The sequence below is a fragment of the Fructobacillus papyrifericola genome, assembly GCF_018437235.1.
GTDB classification, from domain to species: domain Bacteria; phylum Bacillota; class Bacilli; order Lactobacillales; family Lactobacillaceae; genus Fructobacillus; species Fructobacillus papyrifericola.
Genome location: NZ_JAAMFJ010000001.1, coordinates 197,526 through 216,856, shown reverse-complemented (window position 1 = coordinate 216,856; position 19,331 = coordinate 197,526). Strand labels below are relative to the sequence as shown.

At 52.1% G+C, this 19,331-nt stretch carries 14 protein-coding genes; all 14 read right to left on the bottom strand.

Annotated elements, in window-relative coordinates:
* Window positions 1-100: 100 nt before the first annotated feature.
* The 14 genes from glmM to gatC all read right to left on the bottom strand — a co-directional run bounded on the left by glmM (window position 101) and on the right by gatC (window position 19,128).
* The gene (glmM, locus tag G6R28_RS01010) at window positions 101-1,471 is read right to left on the bottom strand and encodes a phosphoglucosamine mutase (RefSeq protein WP_213792386.1); all 1,371 of its coding nucleotides are present in this window, start codon (window positions 1,469-1,471) and stop codon (window positions 101-103) included.
* Between the two features lie 49 nt (window positions 1,472-1,520).
* Window positions 1,521-2,489 (bottom strand): CdaR family protein, encoded by a 969-nt coding sequence (locus G6R28_RS01005; RefSeq protein ID WP_213792385.1) that lies wholly within the window; start codon window positions 2,487-2,489, stop codon window positions 1,521-1,523.
* Window positions 2,486-3,313 carry a diadenylate cyclase CdaA gene (gene cdaA, locus G6R28_RS01000; protein ID WP_213792384.1) on the bottom strand — a complete coding sequence of 276 codons (828 nt, stop codon included), beginning with the start codon at window positions 3,311-3,313 and terminating at the stop codon, window positions 2,486-2,488. Before cdaA ends, G6R28_RS01005 begins: the two co-directional genes overlap by 4 nt.
* A gap of 3 nt (window positions 3,314-3,316) precedes the next feature.
* Window positions 3,317-5,410, bottom strand: a complete 2,094-nt coding sequence (locus tag G6R28_RS00995) for a cation:proton antiporter (RefSeq protein ID WP_213792383.1) — start codon at window positions 5,408-5,410, stop codon at window positions 3,317-3,319.
* A 2-nt stretch (window positions 5,411-5,412) separates the two neighbouring features.
* Window positions 5,413-6,291 (bottom strand): UDP-N-acetylmuramate dehydrogenase, encoded by an 879-nt coding sequence (gene murB, locus G6R28_RS00990; protein WP_420798096.1) that lies wholly within the window; start codon window positions 6,289-6,291, stop codon window positions 5,413-5,415.
* Window positions 6,292-6,501: 210 nt separating this feature from the next.
* Window positions 6,502-6,990 (bottom strand): YehS family protein, encoded by a 489-nt coding sequence (locus tag G6R28_RS00985; RefSeq protein ID WP_213792835.1) that lies wholly within the window; start codon window positions 6,988-6,990, stop codon window positions 6,502-6,504.
* A 33-nt stretch (window positions 6,991-7,023) separates the two neighbouring features.
* On the bottom strand, window positions 7,024-9,189 hold the full coding sequence (mutL, locus tag G6R28_RS00980) for a DNA mismatch repair endonuclease MutL (protein ID WP_213792381.1): 2,166 nt from the start codon (window positions 9,187-9,189) through the stop codon (window positions 7,024-7,026).
* Complete coding sequence (gene mutS / locus G6R28_RS00975) at window positions 9,182-11,902, bottom strand: DNA mismatch repair protein MutS (protein WP_213792380.1); 2,721 nt, start codon at window positions 11,900-11,902, stop codon at window positions 9,182-9,184. The genes mutL and mutS overlap by 8 nt, the downstream gene beginning before the upstream one ends.
* 60 nt (window positions 11,903-11,962) lie before the next feature.
* On the bottom strand, window positions 11,963-13,165 hold the full coding sequence (locus tag G6R28_RS00970; protein ID WP_213792379.1) for a hypothetical protein: 1,203 nt from the start codon (window positions 13,163-13,165) through the stop codon (window positions 11,963-11,965).
* A gap of 10 nt (window positions 13,166-13,175) precedes the next feature.
* A complete protein-coding gene (gene rlmD / locus G6R28_RS00965; RefSeq protein WP_213792378.1) occupies window positions 13,176-14,564 on the bottom strand; it encodes a 23S rRNA (uracil(1939)-C(5))-methyltransferase RlmD in 1,389 nt (462 codons plus the stop codon).
* A 63-nt stretch (window positions 14,565-14,627) separates the two neighbouring features.
* On the bottom strand, window positions 14,628-15,707 hold the full coding sequence (locus G6R28_RS00960) for a diacylglycerol kinase family lipid kinase (RefSeq protein WP_213792377.1): 1,080 nt from the start codon (window positions 15,705-15,707) through the stop codon (window positions 14,628-14,630).
* Window positions 15,708-15,889: 182 nt separating this feature from the next.
* Window positions 15,890-17,341, bottom strand: a complete 1,452-nt coding sequence (gatB, locus tag G6R28_RS00955; protein WP_213792376.1) for an Asp-tRNA(Asn)/Glu-tRNA(Gln) amidotransferase subunit GatB — start codon at window positions 17,339-17,341, stop codon at window positions 15,890-15,892.
* 12 nt (window positions 17,342-17,353) lie between these two features.
* Window positions 17,354-18,820: an Asp-tRNA(Asn)/Glu-tRNA(Gln) amidotransferase subunit GatA gene (gatA, locus tag G6R28_RS00950; RefSeq protein ID WP_213792375.1), complete on the bottom strand. Its 1,467-nt coding sequence runs from the start codon at window positions 18,818-18,820 to the stop codon at window positions 17,354-17,356.
* Window positions 18,820-19,128 (bottom strand): Asp-tRNA(Asn)/Glu-tRNA(Gln) amidotransferase subunit GatC, encoded by a 309-nt coding sequence (gene gatC / locus G6R28_RS00945; RefSeq protein ID WP_213792374.1) that lies wholly within the window; start codon window positions 19,126-19,128, stop codon window positions 18,820-18,822. Before gatC ends, gatA begins: the two co-directional genes overlap by 1 nt.
* Window positions 19,129-19,331 lie beyond the last annotated feature (203 nt).

Here is a 19,331-nt window from a genome sequence, read left to right as displayed (position 1 = left end):
GTTCAGTTACCAACTATTATACCAGATTTCGCCCTTTTTCTCGGGCGGGATAGCAAGAAAAAAACCAAGAAAACGGGGTTTTCTTGGTTTTCATTCACTTTTATTTCTTGGCAATGTCTTGAACAGTTTCCACTAATTCAGCCACATAACCATCGACCAATTCGGCCGTTTTCGCTTCGGCCATCACGCGAACCAGTGATTCCGTTCCGGAAGGACGGACGAGCACACGACCGTCGCCGGCCATCTTCTTTTCCACCGAGGCAATCTTGTCGGCCAAAGCAGGATCAGCCATCACGGCGTTCTTGTCAGCTACCGAAACGTTCACCAACTTCTGTGGGTAAATCGTAACCGGTGCTGCCAATTCCTGCAAAGTCATGCCGGAATCCTTCATCACTTGCAGCAGCTGCAGAGCAGTCAAGAGACCATCACCGGTCTTCGCCCAGTCGCGGAAGATGATGTGACCGGACTGCTCACCACCGAGGTTGTCGTCGTCTTCCAACATCTTTTCCATGACATAACGGTCACCGACTTTGGTCTTCACAGAAGAAATCCCTTCTGCTTCCAACGCCTTGTAGAAACCGATGTTTGACATGACCGTTGAAACGACTGTCTGGTGCTTCAAGCGGCCCTGGTCGTTCATCGCCTTGGCGGTGATGTACATGATTTTATCACCGTCAACGATGTTTCCGTCTGAATCGACAGCGATCAATCGGTCGCCATCGCCATCAAAGGCCAAACCGGCGTCAAATTCACCTTCTTGCACCATTTGAACGAGGGCTTCTGGATGAGTCGACCCAACTTCGTCGTTGATGTTCAAACCGTCTGGTTCCGTTCCCATCGTTTCAAAGTCGACCCCAAGGTCGGCAAAGAGCCGGGGAAGCAAGTCCGCCGTGGCACCATTGGCACCGTCCAAGGCAATCTTAAAGCCAGACAGGTCAGACGGCACCGTCTTCTGCAAGAAGGCCATGTACTTTTGAGCACCCTCTTGGTAGTGGGAAACCATCCCCAGCCCTTCAGCTGCCGGACGAGGCAATTGATCGCCGTCCTTGCCATCCAAGATGGCTTCAATTTCAGCTTCCAAATCATCGGACAACTTAAAGCCGTCCTGGCCAAAGAACTTGATCCCGTTGTCCTTGGCTGGGTTGTGCGAAGCCGTAATCTGGATACCGGCATCGGCTTCCAGTGCTTCGACCAGGTAGGCCACGGCCGGGGTTGTGATAACGCCCAGGTTCAAGACGTCAACACCGACTGACAAGAGTCCTGAAATCAGAGCCTCCTGCAGCATTTCAGAAGAAATGCGGGTATCTTGACCAACGACCACAACCGGCTTTTTGTCCGGGTTGTCGTTGTGACGAGTCAAAATGGCCCCACCGGCCCGACCAAGGGCCAGGGCCAATTCAGGGGTTAAGCCCTGGTTGGCCACCCCGCGCACACCGTCTGTTCCAAAGTATTTTAAATGAGATTCTGTCATTCCTTTTTCTCCAAATAAACCTACACTGTCTTTTGTTCAAAGCCGTTTATTAATTACTGGATTTAGGAGTAATCGTGACGGTCACCTTCTGGACGGACAGTTGGTCGACACCAGATGGCTTGTCTAAGCTGACACTCGTGCTGGTCTTGCTTGAAATGTTGGACAAATCGAGCGAGACGGGCAGCGAGTCAATGCTATTTAGTGTATCACTTGACCCCGTGATTGTCACGGTTGAAGGGTCAAAGGAAATGTCAAAGTTGCTCAAGTTACCAGCAGTCGCCTGGGCTGCGAGCTTCACTGACTTGGTCGAAGAAGCACTATCGCTTTGTGCAACCGTCAACTTCACGTTGGCCTTGCTTTGTGACAAGCTGACTTGGACCGGATCACCGTTCTTATCATAGGCCGTCAACTTAGCGGACTGGGAAACGTTAGACTTGGTGTTCTTGTCCAAATCCACGTCGGCGCCAACGTAGGAAACGGCGTCAACGTTTTCCTTTGGTCCAGTGACGGTGACTGACTTCACGTCTGTTGACGTGTCGGTCACGCTGTAACCACTGGCTAGCTTGCTGCTGTCGTACTGGACTTTGACATCCTTTTTGGCCGAATTCTTCTCCGCCAAAGTCACCGTTACCGTCTGAGGCGATGCGGTGGCTGACAAGGACGAACTGACACCGGCCAAGGCCACGTTGACCGTGTGCTGACCGACCCCAAGGCCGCGCAAGTCGGCAGAGGCTGAAATGTCGTTGTGGTTCTTAGCAGCCGTGACCAGGGCCGATGACCCCTGCAGGTTAACCGAAACCGTCGAAGCCCCACCAACGATGACGTAATCATCGCTATTGTACTGATAAGTCAACGGTACGGAAACCGTCTCCTTCTTTTCGGTCACCAGTGATGAATACTGGTTGGATGAATTCGAGTTTGAATAGTTTTTAATTGAAAGCACATAGGCCGCCAGCAAAATGGCTAGTAACAGTGAAAAGACAATGTTAACGGTCTTTGATGAACCAAACTTTTTCATGACTTCCTCCCTTTCAATAAGAATTGGAGCCAGGCAAAGCGCTTCTGATCCTTTTGAACCGGCTCAACCCACTGCTTTTCAAAGAAGTTCAGGTAGGATTCCTGGTCCATGTTGCGGAGCAAGTCGCCACGCTGGGTAATTGAAATTTCCCCGGTTTCTTCCGAAACCACGACCGTCACGGCATCGGTTGCTTCCGAAATACCAACGGCGGCACGGTGCCTGGTTCCCAATTCCTTTGGAATGCGGGTTGATTCAGACAGAGGCAGGTAAGCGGCGGCAACGGCCACTTCGTCATTGTTGATGATGACGGCCCCATCGTGCAAAGGGGTGTTTGGAATAAAGATGTTAATCAAAAGTTGGCCAGTCACCGTGGCGTTCAAGGGAATGCCCGTCTTGATGTACTCTTCCAAAGTATCTTTCCCGTTGATTGTGATCAGGGCACCGATACGGCGCTTGGACATGTACTGCAAGGCCATGTCTAAGCCCCGGATCAGTTCGCGAGCCTGCTCGTTATCAAGGTGTTGCTTGCGGACCATCATCCGCCGACCCAGACTTTCCAGTCCCCGCCTGATTTCTTGTTGGAAAATTACCACCAGGGCAATTGGTGCCCAGGTAATGATTTGGTCCATCAACCAGGAAAGCACCACCAGGCCAAGCGACCAAGCGATGACTTTAACTAAGACGATGACACCGACCCCGATTAGGATCTGCAACGCCCGCGTTCCTTCAACAAATGTAATCACCTTGTAGAGCAAGAACCAGATGATCAAAATATCGACCAAGTGGGCCAAGTTACTAGAGGTCATGTACGCCCAAATTCCCATGTTTTACTCCTCATTGCGGCCAACCAGTGCCCTGGTCTCCGCGTAGTTAATGTACTGTCTTAAATTGATGCTGGTCTGCCGGGAAATCCGCTTTTGGTCGTAAAGTTCTTGGACCATGTCACGTTCGGCAGAAAGCGTCTTCAATTCTAATTCCATGCGCGTCTTGTCGTCTTGTTCCTGCTGCTCAAACGACGGTACGTGCTTGGTCTTTTCAATCTGATAGCGGTAAACCACAATCAGGTTGTAGGCCGTCTGACGGAGAATCCGGTGCGTGACCGTATCTCCCACCTGGGCCCCGACGTAGTCGGACAGGGCCTTAATGGCTGCCTTGGCCATCTCGCGAATGGCCAGGCCCGATTCCTCGTGCACAACATCCGATTCCTGGTCGGACAACCAGATGCGGAAGTTGGCCCGCAAGCGCCTGTAGTACCACTTAAAGCGGACAAAGCCCACCAGGTCACGGTCGGAACCCAAATCGGCTTCGAACTGATCCAAGCGCTTGGCCTGCAGGGAATAAGTGATTGGCGAAATGCTTTCTTCCACCAGCAGCTGCTGCAAGCGGTTGCGCTGGGCCTCCAAGGCCAGTTCCTGCAATTCGATTTCCTTTTCAGCGGCGTAGTCGGACTGGTCCTGGTCATCGTGAAGACTGTGGCGCAGCGTTCTGGCCGACTTTTGCCGACGGGAAATCAACTCGTGAATAATCCGCCGGTTTTCCTCGGTTTGCAGGTCCCGCAGCCGTTGAATGCCAACACGGATAATCCACAAACGGGCCCGCTTTTCGGAAAGGTCAGCCCGCACTGGACTCTCGCTTTCCTCTGCTGCCATTGCCGATTCCGGCTGGGTAAAGTCGTGCTGGGTCACTTGCTTAGTGACCACCGGCAGCATAATCGAAGCCATCACCAGTGACAGCACGACCACGACCGCCGCGATAAAGATAACCAGGTCGCGACCAACGAAGGCCTTGCCGGCATCCGTGACGGTTGGCACCGTCAAAACGGCGGCCATGGTGACTGCCCCGCGCACACCGGTCAGACCAGAAACAATGGCTGAACGAAGCGAGGCCACCGTTTCCTTGTGGTGCCAGTGCTGACCCCATTGAATGGCGTAGGCCCAGAGAACCCGGAGAACAAAGACAATGAGCCAAACCAAGAGCCCGTATAAGAAGGCCTGCCAGTTGGCGATTTCCGTGTTCTTTAGGATGTTGTGCAAGGCGTTTGGCAGGGTAATCCCCAGCAAGACGAAGATTAGACCGTTTAAGACATAAACAACGACTTCCCAGGAATGGACCGAAACAATGGTCGCTTCAGCCGAGAGCAGGCTAGACTTGCGATCGGAAAGAATCTTGGCTGCAATCCCCCCCGTTACCACGGCAATCAAGCCAGAGGCGTGAATGCCTTCTGCTACCCAAAAGATGATAAAGGGCATCAGCAAGGTAAAAATCGTATAAAAAACAACGTCAGCCAAGCCGGAACGGGAAACCCAGTTTCGCAAGATAATCATGCCTGAACCAAGCAAGATTCCGACCAGGGCCCCCATCACCGTCATCCAGGCGAAGTTCAAAAGGGCGTCGCCAAGCACAAAGGTGCCGGCTACCGCCGCCTTGACCGCCGTGTTAAAGGAAACCAGTCCCGTAGCATCGTTGACCAGACTTTCACCGGTCACCACGTGGAGCAGGTTTTCCGGTAGCTTAACCCGCTTGGCAATCGATTGAACGGCCACCGGATCCGTTGGTGACAGCACGGCTGCCAAAGCCAGTGAGACGGCTAGGGGCAGCTGTGGAATCAGAAAGTGGATGGCGTAGCCACCAACGATCGTCGTGACCAGAACAAGGAGAATGGCGTTTCCCAAGATTGGGGCCCGCAGTTCCCAGAGTTCACGCTTTGGAAAGCGCCAGGAATCGTTAAACAAAATCGGCGCAACAAAAAGCATCATAAACCAGTGGGAATCAACTTCTACGTTGATCTGACCCCAGGTGGCTAGAAGCACCCCGATGGCGATTTGGAAAAGTGAAATTGGGATGGCCGGAACAAAGTGCGAGATGATGCTGGAAAGCGCCACCCCGGTCACTAAGACGACCATTAATTCAATTAATGTCATGCTTAGCGGTCTCCTATAATTCGAACCTCTGGTTCGAGTTTCACTTGATAATTCTTATAAACTTCTGCTTGAACGAGATGAATCAGGTCTTCGTAATCATTTCCAGATCCGTGGTCGACGTTGACCATGAAGCCGGCGTGCTTGGTGGACACCATGACGCCACCAACGGCCGTTCCCTGGAGCCCCGAATCCATGATGAGCTTCCCGGCAAAGTATCCTTCTGGCCGCTTAAAGACCGAGCCATTTGATGGCCAAGAAAGGGGCTGCTTCAGGGCACGAGCGTAGTTGTTTTCGTCCATTTTCGCCTGGATTTTTTCCTTCTTACCAGGCTTCAAGGCAAAGCGAGCCTGGACAATCACGCCCCCGTTGTCTTGAAAGACCGAGTGCCGGTAGGCAAAGGCCAGTTCCTCCCTTGCAAAAGTCTGCAAGGACAAATCCGGCATCAAAGCCGTCACCGATTCGACCACCATGTCCGCCTGCCCACCGTAAGCCCCGGCATTCATGAAGACCGCCCCGCCGACAGATCCGGGAATCCCGGCCGCCCACTCGAGACCGGTCAGGCCCTTGTCCTGGGCAACGGCCGCCAACCAGATAATGTCACAGCCGGCTTCAGCAATCAATTGATCACCTTCCTGCTGTACAGCCTTTAATTCAGTCATTAAAATGACCAGACCACGCAAACCACCGGAGCGAACCACCAGGTTGGATAAACGGCCAAAAACATGGACGGGCAATTCGTTTTTTCTTGCCCAGGCCAGGAGATCAGACAGTTCGTCTAAGGAATTTGGAATCGCCAAATAATCCGCCACACCGCCTGCTTGCGTGTAGGCGAATGGGGCGATGACTTGATTTTTCAAAAGGGCCTTTTCAATCGTTGACATACTGCTCAAATCTCCATTCATTCTCTTCTATCATAACAAATTTTCTCATTTACAATATGAAAAAAGACGAGGTCAAAGTAGTCAAAAATAATGACAAAGTCGTGATTATCAGTTAGTGACAGTGATTTAGAAAACAGAATTTAAGGAAAATTAAAAGCAGCCCCACAATAATAGGGCTGCTTTTAATCATTTAATTTAAATCGAGGACACTCAGCCCCGGTACTTCTTACTCATCCCCGCAAGCAGCTTCCGGACATAGCGGTCCCCCGCTTCCCGGTAGTTGCGATGGTCGGGCCGACGCAAAATGGCCGACAATTCACCGTTTGAAATGCTGTCGCCAGCCAATTTCATCAGCTCCTGAATGTCATCAGAAGTGTAAGACATGGCAATCTTAATCTTTTTGATGGTCACGTTGTTCACCAACTTCGCGCTCGTGGCGTCAAAAGTCGGCGGCACGACTTTGCCATCCTTGTCCTTGCGTTGCTCACGCTTATCGATGACGAGGCCGTTCAAAAAGGCCTCCAAGTCGTGGTTCGACAGGCTGTGGTCGTGGGGCAGGTCCTTGTCTTGGCGGGTTAAAATCCGGTCCAAGTCGGAATCAGAAACCGTCACGCCACCTTTTTTAAAGATCGCTTCGACCTGCTTGTTTGTCAGTGACAGCGCGTAGCGCAAGCGAATCACGACGTCGTTATTATTCATCATCGAACAGTCCTCCTTTCGTCAATTTCTTTTTTAGAATGGGTGGGTGTCGTAGTTTTGCCAAGACTCGTGGGAATCCTGGATCCGCTTAAACATCCGCTCCATTTCGGTCAGGGTAAAGGCGGTCAAAACAGGCCGTCCATGTGGACAGTTGTAGGGATTTTCGGCCTTAGCCAAATCGGCTAACAAAGTCCGCGCTTCGGCGTCTGAAATGTGCCAGTTGGCTTTGATGGCTCGCTTACATGACATCATGATCGCCGCCTTTTCACGAAAGGCCGCCACGGTCAATTCTTCACCCGAAAGCACCCAGTCAATCATTTCTTTGACGGTATCGGCCAGTTGATCGGCCTTCATCCAAGTCGGGTGCTCATACAAAGCAATCGTGTTGGGACCGAATTCTTCGACGTCCAAGCCAACCTCCAAGAGTACCTCGCGGTGGTCCATGATTTTCAAGACATCGGCAGTCGAATAGGTCAAAGTCAACGGCTGCAGGAGCACTTGCTGATTGTCCGACACTTCACCGACCTGCTTACGGTAGAACTCGTAGTTCAACCGTTCCTGGGCCGCGTGCTGGTCAATCAAATAGAGCTTGTCCTTGTCTTGGGCAAAGAGAAAGGTTCCGTGCATCTGGCCGATGTAATCCAAGTTGGGAAAACCCTTAGGATTATCGTCTGTCGCCTGATCATCGACGTCCAAGTCCAGGTTTTCGACCCGGACTTTTTTCTTTTCTTCAACAGTACTTTGTTCGTGAAAACTGGAGAGAGCGGGCTGGGCGTTCTCAGTCACCGACTCATCAGAGACAGTGTGCTCACTCACCTGGTAGTCCACCAAGGGCTCAGCCACTTGGTCAAACTCAATCCGGCCCGCTTCAGCCGACTGCTCCTCTTCAACCAAAACAGTCGAAGGCTTTACTGCTGAAACAGCTGCAAAGGGATCGAGATAGGCCTCGTCTTGATAACGGGTCTTGAAAGCCAAAACGGCCGCGTCCTGCAGATAGGCCAAGTCAGTGAGCTGAATGACAGCCTGTTCGTTGACCTTGATGGCGGGCAGCGTCCCCAACTTCCCCCCGCGCTGGGCTTGGTTCAAGATAGCGGGCTTTTCCTCGTTAGCCGCTTGCTGGCTCGCCTTTGGACTTTGCGTCCTTTCCAATCCTGGATGGGCCAGTTCATCTTCTTTTTGCCCCAGGTTCACCAGGGCGTCTGGAATCAAGTTCTCTTCAGCCAGACGTTCGGCGATGACTTTGGTCAACAGGTCCGTTAGTTCGCCCTGTTCAGACAGGCGGATTTCGGCTTTTTGCGGGTGGACGTTGACATCAACTAGGAGTGGGTCCAGCTCGATGGAAACCACCCCGATTGGGAAGCGGCCGACCATCAACTTGGAGCCGTAGCCCTTGATAATGGCGTTTGAAACCGAAAAATTCTTCACGAACCGGTGATTGACCAAAACGGCCAGATAGGACCGTGAGGCCCGCGTCTGCTCCGGCAAGGTCAAGTAGCCGGACACCTTGAAGTGTTCCGACTGACCGGCAAAGTCGACCATCTTCTCGGCCGTCTTCCGGTCGTAGATGGCCGCCAAAACCTGGCGCAGGTCGCCGTTGCCAGCTGTCTTTACCAAGGTCTTGCCGTTGTGGGTCAAAGTCAGCGCCCGCTCCGGATGAGCGAGGGCCAAGTGGTTGACCACATCCACAATCAAGGACAGTTCGGTCTGTGGCTTTTTTAAGTACTTTAAGCGCGCCGGCGTATTGTAAAAGAGGTTGCGCACCGACACGATGGTGCCTAAGCGACCGGCCGCCGGATTCTGCTGAATCACTTGGCCACCCTTGACCTGGTAAGTAAAGCCGTTTTCGGCTTCCTTGGTCCGGGTTTGCAAGGTCACATCGGCCACCGAGGCAATCGATGGCAGGGCTTCACCACGGAAGCCCAGGGTCATGACTTTGAAAAGGTCGTGCCGGTTTTCAATTTTAGAAGTGGCGTGACGAACGAAGGCCAGTGGCACCTGGTCTTCTTCAATGCCATCGCCGTTGTCGATGACTTTAATCAGGTCCAGACCGGCGTTGTCGAGCACCACGTCGACCTGCTGAGCGTTGGCATCAATGGCGTTTTCCACCAACTCTTTGACGACCGAGGCCGGCCGTTCAATCACCTCACCGGCCGCAATCTGGTTGGCCAGCAGGTCCGATAGTTCGTGAATCTTAGCCATGCTGTTCCCCCATTTCCTGCAACTTATAAAGCAGGTTGAGCGCGTCCAGTGGCGTCAACTTATTCAGGTTGGTTTCCTGTAACTTCGCCAAAACGGCACTTTCCGCTTCAGAAGAAACCGCCTTGCTTGGCTTGCTTTCGGCCACTTCAAAGAGTGGCAGGTCTTGGGCAAAGCCGCTTGGCTTGGTAAAGGCCGCGGCCGGAGCCTTCGCATCTGGCTCCGCTGAACCAGCCGCCTCCGCCGCCCTCTTCACTGTGTCTTCGACTTCGACCTGACCGGCCCCTTCCCTTTCCAAAGCCGCCAAAATCTTTTCGGCGTTTTGCAAAAGCGGACCAGGCAGACCAGCTAAGGCCGCCACCTGAATTCCATAGGAACGGTCGGCTGCACCGGGTTGGACCTGGTGCAAGAAGTGCAGGCGGCCGTCATCTGACAGCTTGGCGCCAACGTGCACGTTTTCGATGGCCGGATAGGCATCCGCCAAGGCCGTTAATTCGTGATAGTGAGTGGCAAAGACGGTCGTGGCGTGCAGGTGCTTGGCCAAGAATTCAATGATGGCCTGAGCCAGCGCCATGCCGTCGTAGGTAGCCGTTCCCCGGCCCAACTCGTCAAAGAGAATCAAGGACTGGGCCGTTGCGTTTTGCAAAGCCAAGTTGGCTTCGGCCATTTCAACCATGAAAGTCGAGCGACCAGCCACCAGGTCATCGTTAGCCCCAATTCGGGTAAAGATTTGATCAAAGATTGGCAGTTCGGCCGCCTCAGCCGGGACAAAGGAGCCCATCTGGGCCAAGATGACGATGATCGCCAGCTGACGCATGTAGGTTGACTTTCCCGCCATGTTCGGTCCGGTCACCAATTGGATAAACTGGTCCTGTGGGAAAGTCACGTCGTTTGCCACGTATTCCCCAGCCGGTAAGAGTGATTCGACCACTGGGTGGCGGCCCTGAACGATGTTGACCGCCCGGTTCCCATCTTCATGGAAGCTTGGTCGAACAAAGTGTCGTTCTTCGGCAACGTCGGCCAGAGCAGCCAGGACATCGACCTTGGCCAAGTCGTGGGCCAGGCCCTGCAGGCGGTGCATTTCGGCCTTGACCTGTCGGCGGATTTCCAAGAAGAGCTCGTATTCCCGGTCGTAGCGCTTAGTTTGCGCAGCAAAGATCAGGTCCTCGTGCTCCTTTAGTTCAGCGGTCGTAAAGCGTTCGGCGTTGGTCAGGGTCTGCTTACGGGTGTAGCGGCCCTCTTCAAGCTTTGACAAGTTGGCCTTGGTCACCTCGATGAAGTAGCCAAAGTTCTTGTTGTACTTGACCTTTAGGGTTGGGATGCCGGTTGCTTGCCGTTCTTCTTCCTGGTAGTTGGCTAGCCAGTCCTGGTTATCGGTCAAGGCCTGCTTGTAGGAATCGACCAAATCATCATAGCCCTCTTTGATCAGTTCGCCATCGCGAACTGACACCGGCGGATCATCCACCAAAGCGGCTTCGATTACCTCGGCCAAGTCTGAAACTGGATCCAAACCGGCCCCCAGATCCTGCAAGATGGGATCAGACGAGGTTCCGGTCAAGGCGTTTTGCAGGGCCGGTACGGCCTGCAGCGACTTTTTCAGCTGGACCATGTCCTTGGCGTTCAAGGTACCCAGAGCGGCCTTTGCGGCCAACCGTTCCAAATCGTAAACGTACTTCAGCTGGTCTTGAACCGTCCCCCGGGTGAAAAAGTCGGCCGTCAAAGCAGCCAAAACGTCCTGCCGGGCCTTGATGTCCTTACGGTTCTTCAGGGGCTTAATCAGCCACTGCTTGAGCAGACGGCCACCCATGGCCGTCTTGGTCTCGTCCAAAAGGGCAAAGAGCGAACCAGCCTTTTGCTTGGTCCGGGCGTTTTGGACCAAATCCAGGTTCACTCGGGTCACCTGGTTGAAGACCAGGTAGGCCTGTCGTTCGTAGGCCTGCACGGGCATGATGTGGTCCAGCGAACGCTTCTGCGTATCAAAGAGGTACTGGAGAAGAAGCGAGGTCACGGCCTGTCCCAGGGCATCTTTCAAATCCTTGGTCAGATAAGTCAACGTGGCCGAAGGCTGAGCTGGTCCCTGGAAGGAAACCACCAGGCCCTTTTCACCAACCAGGCTGGCCACGTCGGCGGCCTTCAGGTCGTCTTGCTTGGCCAAAACGACTTCCTTGACTTCCAAAGCGCCCAATTCATCGAGGACTTCCTCTGCCGATTCCAAAAAAGTCGCCTTCAGTTCACCGGTTGATAAATCAATGTAGGCCAGAGCGTAAGGACGGGGTGCCTCCCCTTTCTTAGCCGGTGCCATGCCGGCATTGTCATGGACAACGGCGGCCAGGAAGTTGTTGGTCTTCCCGTCCCCGTTTTGTCCGGCCAGCTTGGTTCCGGGCGTGATCAGCTGAACGACGTCCCGCTTGACCATTCCCTTGGCAGTGGCGGGGTCTTCCATCTGTTCGACAATGGCGACTTTGTAACCGGCATCAACTAGGATGTCGATGTAGTTGGAGGCGGCGTGGTAGGGAATACCGGCCATGGGCACGGGATTTTCGGAGTTCTTGTTGCGCGAGGTCAGCGTCAACTCAAGAATCTTAGCCCCCTTAATGGCGTCCTCTTCAAAGAGTTCGTAAAAGTCCCCCAAGCGGTAAAACAAGAAGGCGTCGGGATAGAGGTCTTTGATCTGATGGTATTGCACCATCATTGGTGTGTCGGTTGCTTTGGCCATGGTTGTTTTCCTCCTTTAGGGACAATTTTCGTTATTTTTCGTATGTACAAGCTGACAAGTTCAGCTTTTTGGATAATCCCAAAATTTTGGATGAGTGTACGAATACATCATGTCTGCAGCAACATCGATTGCATCGTCTTCATTTCGATCAATGTCGTAGCACAAATCATCATAAAAGGGATCATAACTTTTTTCTTTAACAATGAATTGAAACATTAAATCATCATAGTTATCCTGATTCATCGAATCATAACCAGCCTGCATATTCTCACCGTAAATACCGTAATGAACAGTACAACGTTTGCCGTGATCAGACCATGTCTCCATCGTTTCATCAACGCCTTGAATTGCTAATCCGAGAGTAAATTGACCTGCATCAAACGTTTTGCATTCATAAAATTCGTCAGAGAACACTTCTTTTGGAATGATTTTCTTTTGATCATAGTGGGAATGTAAGACTAAGTCATCAAAAGAATATTTTTTTGGCAGAACAGGTTTCATGAACCATGTGTGTTCGATATCTAATGGGTATTTGAAGAAATTATGGTTTTTCAAATACCATTTTCCTTCTTTAGTGACGTCTATCAGCTGAGTATCGATTTTCTTTCCATCTTTTTCAATCCAAAATTTAATCGGACCAATATGGACATCTTTCCCTCTTTTGTATGCTTTGGAAAAGGCATCATTGGGATACACATTTGGATTAGCCCATTTAAAATGATCATGTAAATCGCGCATTGCATCGAAAGATGCGGCAATGGCAGTATCCTTCCCTCGACGTCTCACTTGTTCGTCGTAGTCAGACTTTAATTCACAACTCACCTGAAAGAACAGCCAGTTATTCTTTTTTAGTTTAATATCAGAATAAACTGCTTTAAATCGTTTAGCATTAACTTCAGGTGCTACACGATTTGAATTTGAAAAGTAATGATCAAAATGAAATAAATCGTAGATCGCTAGGCCGTATAACATGCCATTTACATTAAATATGCCACCATCGCAAAAGTCGTTATCCGCCTGGTCAATATATTCATAATCATCACCAAGTCGGTCAGTCTTAAACTCTAATTTATGAAATTCCACTTCATTCGAAATTACAGGATGAATAACAAACTCATCCTTTACAGGATGGTTTTCAGCGTTAAACCGGAAGTTTTCAATTCCACTAAAGTCATAAACCTCAAACTCAACTCTCTCCCCATCCATTTCCATCCAGAAGGTTACGTCGTTGATTTTCAATTGTTTATGAATTGACTTTTTCATCTAAAAATTCCTACTTCCGCACCAGCTTCACCACCGCTTCCACGTGCATGGTCTGTGGGAACTGGTCAACGGGCTGAACACGGCCGTCCACTTCATAGCCCTGCTCAATCAGGTCCTTGACGTCACGGGCCAAAGTGGCCGGATTACAGGAGACGTAGACCAGGCGGTCGGGTTTCATCACCCCAACGGCCTCGATAAAGTCCTTGGTCAAGCCCTTGCGGGGTGGATCAACGAAGACGACGTCGGCCGTCTTGCCTTCGCTGGCCCACTGGTGCATCTGCTCCGGTGCATCAGCCACGACAAAGTCGGCGTTCCAAATGCCGTTTAGCTTCGCGTTCTTCTTGGCATCTTCGATGGCCGGTTCGACCACTTCGACACCGAGCACCTTTTTGACGCTGTCCGCCACCGTCAAGGCGATCGTTCCAATCCCACAGTAGGCATCAATGACCGTATCGGTTGGCTTCAAATCAGCGAGGTCCTTGGCCAGGCTGTAGAGCTTGGCCGTCGTTGACGGATTAACCTGGTAGAAGGAATTCGGTCCGATCAGGTAGGCCTTGCCGAGCAACTGGTCTTCGATTTCAGGCTGACCCCAAAGCAGGTGGTTCTCTTGGCCCATAATGACATTGGTCTGCTTGGCGTTCACGTTTTGGACCAGGGAAACCATCTTGGACAGACGTTCTCTTAAGGCCGCCACAATGGCCTCCTTTTCAGGCAGCCGTTCCTTAGCCGTCACCAAGACGACCATCAATTGGCCAGTTGCCTTCCCGTAGCGGGCCATAACGTGACGAACCAAGCCCTTGCCAGTCTCTTCGTCATAGGCCGAAATACCCAAATCTTGAAGAACGTCGCGCGTAACGCGAATGGCTTCATCGACGTTTTCGTCTTGAATGTAGAAGGAATCGGTTGGAATCAACTTGTGGGAACCACGGCGGTAAAAGCCGGTTTCTAAGCGACCATTAACCATCTGCGTTGGTACCTGGGCCTTGTTTCGGTAGTGGGTTGGGTCATCCATCCCCAAGGTTGGTGCAACCGCCACCCGTAACTGGGCCTTCTTGAAGAGTTCGCGGACCTGCCGCTGCTTCCAGGCCAACTGGGCTGGGTAAGACAGGTTGGCCATCGGCGCGATTCCCGTTGTCAGGGCCAGCTTGTCTTGCAATTCGACCCGGTCGGGGGAGACTTTGACGATTTCTTGAATGCGGGCAAAGCCGTAGTTCTTCAAAACCTTGGTTACCGTCAGTAAGACTTTTTCACCGGGCAGGGCATTGGCCACAAAGAGTGGAAAACCTTCCACCTTGGCCACACCCATCCCCTGGTAGGTCAAATCAATAATGTCGGCCTCGACCCGGTCGTTCTTTTTGACCGGCGCCTTCGGCTTGTATACGCGATTGGCTTTTGCCATGTGTGTTCGCCTTTCATCTTCTTAATAACGCAAAATTGGCCGCACCAGGTGCCGCCAGTCTGCTTACTTACCGGCCTTATCAGCCGTTTCTTCGGACAGGTCATCGTGACCGCCCGTTGCTTCTAATTTTTCAACTTGTTCGACGAATTGCTCTTGAATCTTGGCCGTCGTGTCATCGGTCTTCATGGCTTCAATGTTGGCCACGAATTCGATGTGCTGCTTCAAGTTTTCAAAAGTCATCGGTGCATCGCCACCATACTCCCCGTCCAAGTTCACCTTGATCGGATCACCGTTGGTTGGCTCAATCTCCACCTTGGCTGTCTTCTTGTAAATCAAGTTCGGGTTGTGGGTGTGGGCCCCGCCCTTCAAGACTTGAGCGGCCAACTGGGCAATCTGCCAGAGGTTGGACTTTTTCACGATTAACAGCGTGAACATGCCGTCGTCCAGCTTAGCGTCGGGTACGATGGTTTCAAAGCCGGCGACCGAGTTGGTCAGGGCCAAGAAGATCATCGAAATATCGCCCTCGTATTCCCCATCGTCAAAAGTCACTTTGGCCGAGACCGGCTTCAAGCGGGTCAGCAGTTCGGCACCCTTGACCAAGTAGGCCAGGTAGCCATAGAGGGACTTCATGGCCGATGGCACGGCGTAGGTCAGTTCGGACAAAGTCCCCAGGGCCGCGATGTTCATGAAGTAGCGGACCGGCTGCTTTTCCAAAGCCGAGCCTTCCTTGCCAACTTCAGCGGGCGAAAAGGCTTGGATTTGGCCGATGTCCATCTTGATGCTCTGATTCTTCAAAATGACCTTAGCGGCTTCCAATGGATCATCACGGGAGACTTTTAAGGCCCGGGCGTAATCGTTAGTTGTACCAGCCGGAATGATAGCCATCTTTGGTCGCTTGGCCAAGGGGGCAATCCCGTTGACGACTTCGTTGATGGTGCCATCCCCACCGGCAGCGACAATCAGGTCAAAGCCAGCCAGGGCCGCCCGGGTCGCTTCCTTTTGTGCCGAAAGGGGTTCCGGTGTCGTTGCAAAAGTCGACGTTTCGTAGCCAGCCTGTTCATAAACGTTTAAAATACCAAGCATTTCCCGCTTAACCATTTCGCGACCGGAACTTGGGTTGTAAATAATTCGTGCACGTTTCATCTTGCTCACCAAAGGCGGGTCGGTCTTCTGACAAGGCCAACCACGCCCTTTCCTCCTAAATCTATGTACGGAAAACCAGGACGGTTTTCCATTTTAACAATTGCTTGGGTCAAAAAACAGCAAACCGACAGAAGGCAAGCCTTCTTCGGCCCGCAGCCGTGGGCCTGAACCACAAACAACCTTTAACGCTTGTTCAATTCTTCCAACAACAGCTTGTTCAAGACACCGGGGTTGGCCTGACCCTTGGACTTCTTCATCAACTGTCCGATCAAGAAGCCAGTGGCACGGTCCTTTCCACCCTTAAAGTCTTCAATTGACTGTGGGTTGGCGTCCAAGACCTCTGTAATCCATGGCAAGAGCGTGGCGGGATCAGAAATCTGCACCAGCCCCTTGGCCTTGGCATAGGCTTCCGGTTCTTCCCCATCCATGATGGCTTCGAAGACTTTTTTGGCCTGCTTGGTTGAAATCGTACCGTCTTCGACCAACTTAACCAAACCGGCCAGGTTATCAGGGGTCAACTTCGTCTCCTGCAACTCGACCTGGTTCTTGTTTAGGTAGGCGTTGACATCACCAATCAAGTAGTTGGCGGCACGCTTGGCAGCTGGCTTTGAATTAGCACCAGCAGCAACCGTGTTGTCAAAGAAGTTTGACATGGCCAAAGTCTGCGTCAACACTTCGGCATCGTATGGTTCCAAGCCGAGTTCGTCGACGTAGTCCTTTTGACGGTCGGTTGCTGACTTTGGCAAGTCCGCAGCCACCCGGTCAATCCAGGCCTGGTCAATCCGAACCGGTGACAGGTCGGGTTCTGGGAAGTAACGGTAATCGTCGGCCGTTTCCTTCACACGCATCAGAATCGTTGACTTGGTTGGTTCGTCGTAGCGGCGGGTTTCCTGACGGACTTTGCCACCGGAACGAATCAACTTGGCCTGGCGCTTTTCTTCAAAGGCCAGGGCTGCTTCAACGTAGCGGAAGGAAGAAACGTTCTTCATTTCAACACGGGTCCCATATTCCTTGGATCCATGCGGACGCAAGGAAACGTTAACATCGGCACGCATCTGCCCTTCCTGCATCTTGGCTTCGGAAACACCGGTAAAGAGAATCACGCGGCGCAGCTGTTCCAAGTAGGCGTAGGCTTCTTCGGGAGAGGCCAGGTCCGGCTTGGAAACAATTTCGACCAGGGGCGTTCCCTGACGGTTCAAATCAACGTAAGAATAACCATCGGTCCCGTGGGTGTTCTTTCCGGCATCTTCTTCGACGTGGAGCTCTTCGATTCCGATTCGCTTCACGTTCCCGTCGGGCATCGTCACATCCAAATAACCGTTACGAGCCAGTGGTGTCTGGTTCATTGTCGTCTGGTAAGACTTGGGGTTATCGGGGTAAACGTAGTTCTTTCGGTCCCAGCGAATTTCTTCGGTGATGTCAGCGTGCAAGGCCATGGCCACGAGCATACCATAGTCAATGGCACCCTTGTTAGCCACTGGCAAAACACCAGGGTAAGCCCAGTCAATCACGTTGGTGTTTTCGTTTGGTGAGTCCCCGTAGTGGACGGGGGATGGCGAGAGCAGCTTGGAATTTGTCTGCATCTCGACGTGGACTTCGAGTCCAATCACTGTTTCAAAATTTTCATTTCCCATCAGCTGGCCTCCTTAGAAATCCGCCCCGATTGCGGGGATGTTGTCAGTAAAGTTGTTTTCCTGTTCAAAGGCGTAGGCCAACTGGTAAATCGTCTGCTCGTCAAAGGCCTTTCCAATGATCTGCAAACCGATTGGCAAGCCACCGTTAAAGCCGGCGTTAACCGACATGGCGGGCAAACCAGCCAAGTTGACTGGAATCGTCAAGACATCGCCCATGTACATAGCCTTTGGATCGTCAATTTCAGCCCCCATCTTGTAGGCCTGAGTTGGCGTCGTTGGTGCAACAATCAGGTCGTACTCTTCAAAGACTTTGTTAAAGTCCTCAATGATCAAGGTACGAATCTGCGCGGCCTTCTTGAAGAAGGCATCGTAGGCACCGGCTGACAAGGAGTAGGTTCCTAGCATAATCCGGCGCTTGACTTCGGCACCGAATCCTTCGGAACGCGTTTCCTTATAAACTTCTTCCAGGCTCTTGGCTTCCGGTGCACGGTAGCCGTAACGGATGCCGTCGTAACGCTGCAAGTTCGAAGAAGCTTCTGATGACATCAAGACGTAGTAGGCCGCCACACCGTACTGGGTGTGTGGCAGGGATACTTCGGATACTTCGGCACCCAAGGCCTTCAACTGTGCGATGGCCGCGTTGACTTGGGCCTTGACTTCAGCAGAAATCCCCTCTTCAAAGTATTCCTTTGGCACGGCGACTTTCATTCCCTGAATGGACTGGCCCATCTTCTCGGTAAAGTCCGGCACGGCCACTTCGGCAGAAGTCGAGTCCCGGTCGTCAAAGCCAGCAATGGCGTTCAACACCAAGGCGTTGTCACGGACCGTTCGGGTCAAGGGACCAATTTGGTCCAATGAGGAAGCCATGGCAAAGAGGCCAAAACGAGACACGCGACCGTAGGTTGGCTTCATGCCGGCCAAGCCGTTAAAGGCGGCTGGCTGGCGAATCGACCCACCGGTATCGGAACCAAGGGAATAACCCACCTGACCAGCAGCCACTGCGGCGGCCGAACCACCCGATGAACCACCGGGCACACGGGAAAGGTCCCAGGCGTTTTTCGTCTGCTTGTAAGCGGACGTTTCAGAAGAACCACCCATGGCAAATTCATCCATGTTGGCCTTTCCAACGATGACCGCCCCGGCATCCTTCAACTTCTTAGTAACCGTGGCATCATAAACAGGCTTGAAACCGGCCAAAATCTTAGAAGCCCCAGTCGTTTCCAGGCCTTCAGTGGCAATGTTGTCCTTGATGGCCATCGGAATACCGGCCAAGAGGTTGTCAAAGTCCCCCTCTTCGTCGGCAATCCGAGCAGCTTCCATGGCCGCTTCTTCGTGCAGACGCACAAAGGCTTCCAATTCGCCATCCGACTGCTTAATGTTTTCAAGCGTGTCTTCCGTCAATTGCGTGGCCGTAATGTCACCGGCCTGCAAAGCGGCGTGAATGTCTTCCAGTGAGTGTTCGAAGTAGTTATAAGTCATTAGGCTTCTTCCCCTCCCTGCAAAATGGCCGGCACCTTAATCAGGTCCGCGGCTTCTTCTGGCGCCTGCTTGAGCAAGGCCTTCTTTTCGTGCCAGTTATCCGCCTTATCTTCCCGTAAGTGGTTGACGTTTTTGGTTACGGAGTAAGTTGGTTCAACGCCGCTCGTATCGACTTCGGCCATCTTGTCAACGAGCGAAACGATGTCTTGGAGCTGACTCGTGAAGGCGTTCAGTTCCTCTTCTTCAAAAGTCAACTTGGCCAAGTCGGCGACGTGGGCGACTTCTTCTTTGGAAATTGATGTTGCCATGTATTCACCTGCATGGCAGGCCCCAAGGGCGCTACCACGGCTTTCCTTTCAAGATTAATTACTGTTCTATTTTACCATTAAACGGCCCTTTCTGCCCCTTGATTTTCTAGGAAAAGTCCGTATAATTAAGACTGTTGTCAAAACAACTGACCAAATTCTTAGATTAATGTCTCACCGTCGTTTTTCTCAGACTTTGGCGACAT

What these genes read in the sequence shown, in the direction of transcription:
- glmM (WP_213792386.1), bottom strand. Translation starts at nt 1,471, where the DNA reads ATGACAGAATCTCATTTAAAATACTTTGGAACAGACGGTGTGCGCGGG.
- G6R28_RS01005 (WP_213792385.1), bottom strand. Translation starts at nt 2,489, where the DNA reads ATGAAAAAGTTTGGTTCATCAAAGACCGTTAACATTGTCTTTTCACTG.
- cdaA (WP_213792384.1), bottom strand. Translation starts at nt 3,313, where the DNA reads ATGGGAATTTGGGCGTACATGACCTCTAGTAACTTGGCCCACTTGGTC.
- G6R28_RS00995 (WP_213792383.1), bottom strand. Translation starts at nt 5,410, where the DNA reads ATGACATTAATTGAATTAATGGTCGTCTTAGTGACCGGGGTGGCGCTT.
- murB (WP_420798096.1), bottom strand. Translation starts at nt 6,291, where the DNA reads ATGTCAACGATTGAAAAGGCCCTTTTGAAAAATCAAGTCATCGCCCCA.
- G6R28_RS00985 (WP_213792835.1), bottom strand. Translation starts at nt 6,990, where the DNA reads ATGAATAATAACGACGTCGTGATTCGCTTGCGCTACGCGCTGTCACTG.
- mutL (WP_213792381.1), bottom strand. Translation starts at nt 9,189, where the DNA reads ATGGCTAAGATTCACGAACTATCGGACCTGCTGGCCAACCAGATTGCG.
- mutS (WP_213792380.1), bottom strand. Translation starts at nt 11,902, where the DNA reads ATGGCCAAAGCAACCGACACACCAATGATGGTGCAATACCATCAGATC.
- G6R28_RS00970 (WP_213792379.1), bottom strand. Translation starts at nt 13,165, where the DNA reads ATGAAAAAGTCAATTCATAAACAATTGAAAATCAACGACGTAACCTTC.
- rlmD (WP_213792378.1), bottom strand. Translation starts at nt 14,564, where the DNA reads ATGGCAAAAGCCAATCGCGTATACAAGCCGAAGGCGCCGGTCAAAAAG.
- G6R28_RS00960 (WP_213792377.1), bottom strand. Translation starts at nt 15,707, where the DNA reads ATGAAACGTGCACGAATTATTTACAACCCAAGTTCCGGTCGCGAAATG.
- gatB (WP_213792376.1), bottom strand. Translation starts at nt 17,341, where the DNA reads ATGGGAAATGAAAATTTTGAAACAGTGATTGGACTCGAAGTCCACGTC.
- gatA (WP_213792375.1), bottom strand. Translation starts at nt 18,820, where the DNA reads ATGACTTATAACTACTTCGAACACTCACTGGAAGACATTCACGCCGCT.
- gatC (WP_213792374.1), bottom strand. Translation starts at nt 19,128, where the DNA reads ATGGCAACATCAATTTCCAAAGAAGAAGTCGCCCACGTCGCCGACTTG.